The sequence below is a fragment of the Streptomyces antioxidans genome (genome assembly GCF_000968685.2).
Lineage (GTDB): Bacteria > Actinomycetota > Actinomycetes > Streptomycetales > Streptomycetaceae > Streptomyces > Streptomyces antioxidans.
In genome coordinates this window covers 1-9,926 of record NZ_LAKD02000188.1, presented here as the reverse complement: position 1 = coordinate 9,926, position 9,926 = coordinate 1, and the positions used below count along the sequence as shown (strand labels likewise).

General features: G+C 73.4%; 6 protein-coding genes. 2 read left to right on the top strand and 4 right to left on the bottom strand.

Annotation, left to right across the window (positions count from 1 at the left end; all coding sequences use genetic code 11):
- Positions 1-586 precede the first annotated feature (586 nt).
- Entirely contained in the window at positions 587-1,249 is a 663-nt protein-coding gene (locus VT50_RS37510) for a GntR family transcriptional regulator (RefSeq protein ID WP_240529490.1), read from the bottom strand.
- A 374-nt stretch (positions 1,250-1,623) separates the two neighbouring features.
- Here VT50_RS37510 and VT50_RS37505 point away from each other — a divergent pair, with 374 nt between their 5' ends.
- The gene (locus tag VT50_RS37505) at positions 1,624-2,808 is read left to right on the top strand and encodes a DUF2637 domain-containing protein (protein WP_046090633.1); all 1,185 of its coding nucleotides are present in this window, start codon (positions 1,624-1,626) and stop codon (positions 2,806-2,808) included.
- Between the two features lie 143 nt (positions 2,809-2,951).
- Here the strand turns inward: VT50_RS37505 and VT50_RS37500 are convergent, their stop codons facing one another.
- Entirely contained in the window at positions 2,952-3,368 is a 417-nt protein-coding gene (locus VT50_RS37500) for an ATP-binding protein (RefSeq protein ID WP_046090634.1), read from the bottom strand.
- 380 nt (positions 3,369-3,748) lie between these two features.
- Between VT50_RS37500 and VT50_RS37495 the strand changes: the two genes are divergently transcribed.
- On the top strand, positions 3,749-6,931 hold the full coding sequence (locus VT50_RS37495) for an alpha-mannosidase (RefSeq protein ID WP_046090635.1): 3,183 nt from the start codon (positions 3,749-3,751) through the stop codon (positions 6,929-6,931).
- A gap of 54 nt (positions 6,932-6,985) precedes the next feature.
- Here VT50_RS37495 and VT50_RS37490 read toward each other — a convergent pair whose 3' ends face one another.
- A complete protein-coding gene (locus tag VT50_RS37490; protein WP_046090636.1) occupies positions 6,986-8,728 on the bottom strand; it encodes a pyruvate dehydrogenase in 1,743 nt (580 codons plus the stop codon).
- A 94-nt stretch (positions 8,729-8,822) separates the two neighbouring features.
- Positions 8,823-9,851 carry a protein phosphatase 2C domain-containing protein gene (locus VT50_RS37485; protein WP_240529489.1) on the bottom strand — a complete coding sequence of 343 codons (1,029 nt, stop codon included), beginning with the start codon at positions 9,849-9,851 and terminating at the stop codon, positions 8,823-8,825.
- Between the last annotated feature and the right edge of the window lie 75 nt (positions 9,852-9,926).

Here is a 9,926-nt window from a genome sequence, read left to right as displayed (position 1 = left end):
ACCCGACCGGGGCCACGAAACGGCCCGCACACCCCGGCCCCTGCCGCCCCGGATTCCGGCGCATGGCGGGGAGGGAAGCCCCCACCCCCGGGCCTGGGGCGTGGCAGGGGGCAGAGGCCCCGGCCACGGGTCCCGGCGCGTAGCAGGTGCGGAGGCCCCCGGCCCCCAGAGCCTCGGGCGTGACAGGAGGCGAGGTCCCCCGGGCCCCGGGCCCCGGCACGCGGCAGACACAGAGGCCCCTGGCCCCGGGTTCCGGCGCATAGCAGGTGCGGAGGCCCCTGGCCCCCAGAGCCTCGGGCGTGACAGGAGGCGAGGTCCCCCGGGCCCCGGGCCCCGGCACGCGGCAGACACAGAGGCCCCTGGCCCCGGGTTCCGGCGCATAGCAGGGACGGGAGGCCCCTAGTCCCCGGGCTCCGGCATGTGCCGGGCACGGAGGCCCCTAGACCCCGGGGGCCTGGGGCGTTGCAGCGGGCAGAGGCCTTCGGTCCCGGGGGCTGGGGCGGAGTCCCAGTTGTGGGAAGGGGCGGGGAGGGGAACAGCTCGCCGCAGGCGCCGAGCACCGCCGGGCGCCCCCCAAGAGCCCCGCTCAGACCGTAGGGGCGAAGTGCGCCCTCGTGAGGAATTCGACCGTGCCCAGATCCCTGGCGGCCAAGGCGTCAAGGAGCGCCATATGCTCCTTCGCGTCGGCGACGAGGTCCGCGGTACGGGTGGCACGGCCGCAGGCCAGGGGCCACTGGGCGCGGCGGTGCAGATCGTCGGCGACGATCACGAGCTGCTGGTTTCCGGCCAAGCCGAGCAGCGCCTGGTGGAAGGTGCGGTCCGACTCCAGATACGCGGCCCGGTCGCCCCGCACGGCCGCCGCCGCCGTCGCCTCGGCGAAGGGCCGCAGCCCCGCCCAGCGCTCGGGCGCGATCGCCTCCGCCAGGCTGAGCATCACCGGAACCTCGAGCAGCGCCCGTACCTCCGCCAGCTCGGCCAGCTCGCGCTCGCTGCGGCGGGCGACCCGGAAGCCCCGGTTGGGCACCACCTCGACCGCGCCCTCGCCCGCGAGCTGCTGCATGGCCTCCCGTACGGGGGTGGGAGAGACGCCGAAGCGCTCGGCGAGCACCGGCGCGGAGTACACCTCGCCCGGGGTCAGCTCGCCACCGGCCAGCGCGTCCCGCAGGGCCTCCAGGATCTGGCCACGCACCGAGTGCCGGCGCGGGGACCTGCGTGCCGCGGGCGCGCCGCAGGAGGGCGGCGGGTCCATCGCCACCTGTGCTTCGGACTGCTCCACTCCGGTCCTCCTGACGTCCCATCGAAGACGATATGCGGAGGCCGCTCCCGGGCAAAGCCCGTAAACATCATTTAAGGTCGCAGTAACGTTGCGCCACGTACACGGACCGTAGGCCCACCGGCAGCCGATCGGCCGGATTACCCGCGATCGAGTTCCGTGAATAGAATCAAGCCGCTTGCACAGTGCGAGTGTTCGGATCGCATCGCACCTATCCGCGTGTCCCCCCGCCTACTTGGCGGCCTCTTGTCCCAAAACCGCTCGAGGCCCGGCAGGATTCCGCCAGGATGTCGCGCGCGGTAGGCCGCACTGCGGCCAGAACTTCATGAAAGCCAATCAAGGGGCACCGGATGAGACTGACCGACATATCGCTGGTTCTGCCAGTCGTCGTGGCGCTCGCCGGCGTCGTGGGGGCGGCGGTTGTCCTCGCGCGCGGCCGACGGAAGAAGGACGAGAGCGTCATCACCGACTCCTGGGAGCGCAGCGAGGAACGTCGGCGCCGTAAGGAGGCCATCTACGGGATGGCCGCCTACATTCTGCTGTTCTGCTGCGCCGGGGTGGCCGCCGCGCTCTCCTTCCAGGGCCTGGTGGGCTTCGGGCGGGAGAACCTGGCGCTGACCAACGGCTGGGAGTACCTGGTGCCGTTCGGGCTCGACGGCGCCGCGATGTTCTGCTCGGTGCTGGCGGTGCGGGAGGCCAGCCACGGTGACGCCGCACTCGGCTCGCGCATGCTGGTGTGGCTGTTCGCGGGCGCCGCGGCCTGGTTCAACTGGGTGCACGCGCCGCGCGGCCTCGGCCACGCGGGCGCCCCGCAGTTCTTCGCGGGCATGTCGCTCTCGGCGGCGGTCCTCTTCGACCGGGCCCTGAAGCAGACCCGCCGGGCCGCGCTGCGCGAGCAGGGCCTGGTGCCGCGGCCGCTGCCGCAGATCCGCGTGGTCCGCTGGCTGCGCGCGCCGCGCGAGACCTTCGCCGCCTGGTCGCTGATGCTGCTCGAGGGCGTACGGACGCTGGACGAGGCGGTCGAGGAGGTCCGCGAGGACCGGCGCGAGAAGGAGGACAACCGCACCCGCCGCCGTGACCAGGAGAAGCTGGACCGGGCCCGGATCCGGGCGCTCAACCGGCAGCACCGGATGTGGGGCCGCCGCGGCGGCCGTCAGGTGGAGGTCACCGCCGCCACCCCGCCGCCCGCGCAGCTCAGTTCGGAGCCCGCTCTAGGCGAGAAGGTGCTGGAGACCGCCGGGGTCGCGGACCAGGCTCAGCTGGCCGCCCCTTCCGCCCGGCCCGCCCTGCGGTCCGCGGGCGGCGCCGAGTCCGCGACCGGCGACCTGGGCTATGACCTGGGTCATGACCTGGACCGCGGCCGGAACAAGGACGGCGACCGGGATTTCAGCTTCGGCTTCGGTGAAAAGGACAAGGGCGCCGAGGCCGACCGTTCCCACACCATCGACCTCACGGCCGAGGACGACACCCTCACCATCCCGCGGCTGGACTCCCTCGAGGAGAAGCTGGCGCAGATCGAGCGCGCCTTCGGCTGAGCGGGGCTGAGGCGGCGGCCGGGGCGGGGGCACGGATCCCCGCCCGCCGCCCGGCGGCTCCGTACCGCGCGACGCTGCGCCACACTTCAGGCGCCGATGGTCCACATGTCGACAAGGTCGGCCGTGGACAGCGTCAGAGTCGGTTACGGAACGCCCTCGGCTTCGAGTTCGAACCACAGGACCTTGCCCACCTCGTGCGCCCGCACGCCCCAGGCGTCCGCGAGCGTATGCACCAGCAGCAGTCCGCGCCCGGATGTGCTGTCCTCGGCGGGCCGGTCGCGCAGCGTCGGGTGCCGGGACACGAAGTCCCGCACCTCCACCCGTAATCGCCCGGTGACGCGCGCGCCCGGCCCGTCCCCCAGCGCGGCCGTGACCCGCGCACCACGGTCGGTGTGCACCAGTGCGTTGGTCACCAGCTCGCTGATGAGCAGCTCGGCGAGATCGGCCCGGCCGGGCCCGCCCCAGTGCCGCAGCATCTCGCGCAGCTCCGCGCGGACCCGCGCCACCGCCGCGAGATCGTCGTGCGCCAGTCGCTTGCTCAGGACCGGGCCGCGCGCCACCGGAACACCTTCCGGAACGGCCGCCCGCGCCACCGGAACACCTTCCGGAACGGCCGCCCGCGCCACCGGAACACTCCCCGGAACGGCCGCCCGCGCCCCTGGGCCACCCTCCGGAACGACCTCCGGAACACCCTCCGCAACGGCCTCCTCAGGCTTCGGTCTGCCATCCGGCCGGTCGCGCCCGCGCCCCCGGCCGGGCCGTACAGGCTGACGCTTCATCCTCCCCCGCCCCGGCCGCCCCCGACGGCGGCCAGCGTCTCATGTCGTGTCGTCGAACACGCTCACGGAAATGCATGCCCGCGTGTTGCCCCCCACACACCGAGGGAACTGTTGGGAGTGATCCGCTGAGTGATCCCCCGAGCTCGAGCCGAGGAGCCGTGATGCACGACGATCGACCACTGGTGGAGGGGCGCCTGGACCGCGCGCTGCGCCAGTTCATCAGGCCCGCCCAGTACACGGCCCGGGTGCCGCTCGCCCTCTCCGCGTGGCGCACCCCCGGTGAGCCGGTGCCGGTCGCGGAGGCGCTGGCGGGCACCTACGAGCCGTTCAGCGCCGGTACGGACTGGGGCAGTCCGTGGTCCACCTGGTGGTTCCGGCTGGAGGGCGCGGTGCCCGAGGAGTGGACGGGGCGGCGGGTGGAGGCCGTCATCGACCCCGGCTTCACCGACGACGCCCCGGGGTTCCAGGCCGAGGGGCTGGTGTACGACGCGGAGGGGGTGCCGATCAAGGGCATCCATCCGCGCAACCGCCACATCCCGGTCGCCGCCCCGGCGGCCGGTGGCGAGCCCGTACGGCTGCGGCTGGAGGCCGCCGCCAACCCGTCCGTGCTGCGCGACGGCTTCGTCCCGACCCGGCTCGGCGATGTGCTGACCGCCGGGGACGAGCCGCTGTACCGTTTCGCCTCGGCCGAGCTGGCCGTCCTCGACGAGACCGTCTGGCATCTGGTCCTGGACATCGAGGTGCTCTCGGAGCTGATGGGTGAGCTGCCGGCGGACCGGCCGCGCCGCCATGAGATCCTGCGCGCCCTGGAGAACGCGCTGGACGCGCTCGACCTCCATGACGTCCCCGGCACCGCGGCCGCCGCCCGCGCCGAGCTCACCGACGCGCTCGGCCGTCCCGCGCACTCCAGCGCGCACCGGGTCTCGGCGGCCGGGCACGCCCATATCGACTCGGCGTGGCTGTGGCCGCTGCGCGAGACGGTGCGCAAGGCGTCCCGTACCTTCGCCAATGTCACCGCGCTCGCGGGCGAGTACCCGGAGCTGGTCTTCGCCTGCTCACAGGCGCAGCAGTACGCCTGGGTCAAGGAGCACCAGCCGCACATCTGGGAGCGGATCAAGAAGGCGGTGGCGGACGGCAACTGGGCGCCGGTGGGCTCGATGTGGGTCGAGTCGGACGCCAATATGCCCGGCGGTGAGGCGCTGGCCCGGCAGATCGTGCACGGCAAGCGGTTCTTCCTGGAGGAGCTGGGGGTGGACACCGAGGAGATCTGGCTGCCGGACTCCTTCGGCTACACGGCCGCCTTCCCGCAGCTCGCCGCGTTGGCGGGGGTGCGGTGGTTCCTCACCCAGAAGCTGTCGTGGAACCAGTCCAACAAGATGCCGCACCACACCTTCTGGTGGGAGGGCATCGACGGCACCCGGGTCTTCACCCACTTCCCGCCGGTGGACACCTACAACGCCCAGTTCAGCGCCTCGGAACTCGCCCACGCGGAGCGCAACTTCGCGGACAAGGGGCTGGCCACCCGCTCGCTGGTGCCCTTCGGCTACGGCGACGGCGGTGGCGGCCCGACCCGCGAGATGCTGGAGAAGGCGCGGCGGCTGGCCTCCCTGGAGGGCTCGCCGACCGTCGAGATCCAGCCACCTTCGACGTTCTTCGCCGAGGCCGAGCGGGAGTACGGGGCCAAAGCGCCGGTGTGGTCGGGCGAGCTGTATCTGGAGCTGCACCGGGCCACGTACACCACCCAGGCCAAGACCAAGCAGGGCAACCGGCGCGGCGAGCACCTGTTGCGGGAGGCCGAGCTGTGGGCCACGGCCGCCGCGCTGCACGCCCCCGGCTACGGCTATCCGTACGACGAGCTGGACCGGATCTGGAAGACGGTGCTGCTGCACCAGTTCCACGACATCCTGCCCGGCTCCTCGATCGCCTGGGTGCACCGCGAGGCGCGGGACACCTACGAGATGGTCTTCGCCGAGCTGGAGGAGATCATCGCGGGCGCGGTGGCCGCGCTGGGCGGCGGCGGGCCCACGGTGCTCAACGCCTCGCCGTACGAGCGCGAGGAGATCGCCGTCCTGGACGCGCGGACGGCGGCCGCCCTGCCGTCCGGGGCCCCGGTCCAGCCGCTGGACGAGGGCCGTACGGCGGTCGCGGTGCGGGTCGCCGGGCTGGGCGCGGCACCCCTGGGGGCCGCCGCACAGACGCCCGCCGCGGCCAGCGGGGCACCCCATGGGGCGCCGCCGGTGACCGCCCTGAGCGACGGCCAGTCCATCGTCCTGGATAACGACCGGCTGCGGGTGACCATCGACGCCGAGGGGCTGCTCACCTCGGTGCTTGACCTGGACGCGAGCCGTGAGGTGCTGGCCCCCGGCGCCCGCGGCAACCTCCTCCAGCTCCACCCCGACCACCCCAACCACTGGGACGCCTGGGACATCGACCGGCACTACCGCCGCAGCCACACCGATCTGACCGGCGCCGAGTCGGTGGAGCTGATCGAGTCCGGTCCGCTGCGCGCCACGGTCAGGGTCATACGGTCCTTCGGCGCCTCCCGCATCACCCAGGAGCTGACGCTGGCCGCGGGCAACCGCCGCCTCGACATCGCCACCGAGGTGGACTGGCAGGAGTCGGAGAAGGTGCTCAAGGCGGCGTTCCCGCTGGACATCCACGCCAAGGTGTCCACCGCGGAGATCCAGTTCGGCCATGTGGACCGCGCCACCCACACCAACACCAGCTGGGACGCGGCCCGGTTCGAGATCTGCGCCCACCGCTGGCTGCGGGTCGCCGAGCCCGGGTACGGGGCGGCGGTGCTCAACGACTCCACGTACGGCCACGATGTGACCCGTACGGCGCACGACAGGGGCGAGGGCACGGGCGGGGGCAGTGGCGGGGGCGAGGTGCTGGGCACCACCGTGCGACTCACCCTGCTGCGCGCCCCGCACAGCCCCGACCCGGAGACCGACCTGGGCGTCCACCGCTTCCGCTACGCCCTGCTGCCGGGCGCGGGCGTCGCCGAGGCGGTCGCGGAAGGGCTCGCCCTCAACCTGCCGCTGCGCACCCTCCCCGCAGGACCGGCCGAGCGGGCGCCGCTGGTGTCCGTGGACAACCCCGCGATCACGATCGAGTCGGTCAAGCTCGCGGAGGACCGCAGCGGCGATGTGGTGGTGCGGCTGTACGAGTCCCAGGGCGGCCGGGCGACGGGCACGCTGGTCACCGGCTTCCCGGTGCTCGGGGCAGAGGTGACGGACCTGCTGGAGCGCCCGCTGCACGAGGCGGCCACGGGCCCGGGCGGGCTGACCCTGGCCCTGCGTCCGCATCAGATCCTGACGCTGCGGCTGCGACCGGTGAGGTGAGGGGCTGAGGCTGGGCCGGGGGCGGCTGACCGCCCCCGGCCACCCCCGGTCTGATCAGGGGCGCGGGAGGTTGCGGAGGTTGGAGCGGGCCATCTGGACCATCTTGCCGACGCCACCCGCCAGCACCATCCTGCTGGCCGAGAGCGCGAAGCCGGTCACCATCTCCGCCCTGATCTTGGGCGGGATGGAGAGCGCGTTGGGGTCCGTGACGATGTCCAGGAGCGCGGGCCCCTTGTGGCGCAGCGCGGCGCGCAGCGCGTACCGCAGGCGCTTGGGCTTCTCCACCCGCTCGCCCCACACCCCGGCGGCGCGGGCGATCTGGGCGAAGTCGGTGCTGTGGTAGCTGGTGCCGTACGCGGGCAGGCCCGAGACCAGCATCTCCAGCTCGACCATGCCCAGCGCGGAGTTGTTGAAGAGGATCACCTTCACCGGCAGGTCGTACTGGACGAGGGTGAGGAAGTCGCCCATCAGCATGGAGAATCCGCCGTCGCCGGACATCGAGATCACCTGGCGGCGGCGGTCCATGAACTGGGCGCCGATCGCCTGCGGCAGCGCGTTGGCCATCGAGCCGTGGGTGAAGGAACCGATCACCCGGCGGCGGCCGTTGGGGGACAGATAGCGGGCCGCCCAGACGTTGCACATCCCGGTGTCCACGGTGAAGATCGCGTCATCGGCGGCCTCCTCGTCCAGTACGGACGCCACGAACTCCGGGTGGATCGGGATGTGCTTGTCGACCCGGCGGGTGTACGCCCTGACCACGCCCTCCAGCGCGTCGGCGTGCTTCTTCAGCATGCGGTCGAGGAAGCGGCGGTCCGTCTTGGGGTGCACCTTCGGGGTCAGACAGCTCAGCGTCTCCCGTACGTCGCCCCAGACGGCGAGGTCCAGCTGGGAGCGGCGGCCGAGGTGTTCCGCGCGGACGTCCACCTGTACGGTCCGCACATCGGCGGGCAGGAAGGCGCCGTACGGGAAGTCGGTGCCCAGCAGGATCAGCAGATCGCATTCGTGGGTGGCCTCGTACGCCGCGCCATAGCCGAGCAGACCGCTCATGCCGACGTCGTACGGGTTGTCGTACTGAATCCACTCCTTGCCGCGCAGGGCGTGCCCCACCGGCGCCTTCACCAGCTCGGCGAAGGCCATCACCTCATCGTGCGCCCCGGCGCAGCCCCGGCCGCAGAAGAGCGTCACCCGTTGCGCGTCGTTGACCATGCGGGCGAACCGGTCGATCTCCGCGTCGCCCGGACGCACGGTGGGCCGGGACGTCACCAGGGCGTGCTCCTCGGCGCGCTCGAGCGCCGGGCGGGAGGCGATGTCGCCGGGGAGTGCCACCACGCTGACCCCGCTGCGGCCGATCGCGTGCTGCACGGCGGTCTGCAGGACGCGGGGCATCTGCTGGGGGTGGGAGATCAGCTCGCAGTAGTGGCTGCACTCCTGGAACAGCCGCTCGGGGTGGGTCTCCTGGAAGAAGCTGGTGCCGATCTCGCTGCTGGGGATGTGCGAGGCGAGCGCGATGACCGGGGCCATGGAGCGGTGGGCGTCATAGAGCCCGTTGATCAGATGGACGTGCCCGGGGCCGCAGGAGCCCGCGCAGGCGGCGAGGGACCCGGTGAGCTGCGCCTCGGCACCGGCGGCGAAGGCGGCGGTCTCCTCGTGCCGGACCTGGATCCAGTCGATCGCGGCGTTGCGGCGGACCGCGTCCACCACCGGGTTGAGGCTGTCGCCGACCACGCCGTACAGCCGCCGCACACCGGCGCGCACCAGGATGTCCACGTACTGCTCCGCCACGGTCTGCTTGGCCATCGCGCGCCCTCATCCCTTTCATCCGGGTCGATGGGGTGGGTGACGGTTATCGACCACCGTGCACCTTTCGTCCATCAACCCATGGACGGCGCGCTTACGCCTCCCAGACAGCGGCCGCCGTACGGTCGTCGGCGTAGCCCTTCACCCCGGTCTGGGCGTCGGTCAGGAACGCGGCGAGACCCGGCGCCTCCGCGGTGTCCCAGCGCTCGGCCAGGCGATCGGCGAGGGCGGCCTCGCCGCGCAGGGGTTCGGCGAGGCCCGCGCTGCACAGCAGAAGGGTGTCGCCCGGCCGGGCGACGGAGGCGCGGAACCGGAAGGGCCCATGGACGGGCTCGGCCTCGGGTGGCGACGTGGCCCCGGGCCCCGGACCGGGCTCTTGGTCCGACGACTGGGCGGACGGCTGGGCGGACGGCCGACCACTCCCATAGCCGAGCACGGGGCCGCCGACGGTGTCCCGCTCGCCCCCGGCGGGTTCCAGGTCCTGCCAGACGCCGTCCCGCAGCCGGAAGAGCCCGCCGTCGCCGACGCCGAAGAACACCCGGGTGCGGCAGGCCGGATGCGCCGGGAGCAGGAGGCAGCGCACCGAGGCGGTGTGGTCGGCGGGGGCGAGGCCGCGTACGGTCGCACCGGCGCGCAGCCGCCCGTAGGCACGGTCGGTGAGCCGGTGCAGCCCGGAGCTGAGGGCGCCGCGGTTGGCGGTGTGGAGGTCCTCCGTCAGCCGGGCCTGATTGCGGCCGACCGCCCCGGCGACCCACTCGCACAGCTCCCGCGCCACCCGGTGCGCCCCCGGGGCCGCCCGCTGCCCGCTGGCCACGGCCACGAGGAGCAGGGCGCTGTCCCCGGTCCCGAACCGCACCGCGAGCAGCGCGTCTCGCCGCGGCTCACCCCGGTACCGGGCCACGTCCCCGCGCAACGACGCGGCCCGAAGCGTCAGCGTGCCGTACCGTGCACCCTCGAGCACGGTGTCGGGGACCACCTCCCGCAGTTCCTCCGGGTCGGTGAGGGGCAGCGTGGTCGGCTCGGTCTCGTACGTGGGCGGCTCGTCCCCGACGTACGAGGCGGCCGCGGCCCGCCAGGGCCGCGCCGGATCGTCCCGCAACACGGCGTCCGGCGGAGGCGGCACCCCCGCCCCCCGCGGCCCCGAAGACACCGCCCGCGACCCGAACCCCCCGCCCCGCCTGGGCGGCCCCACCGGGCC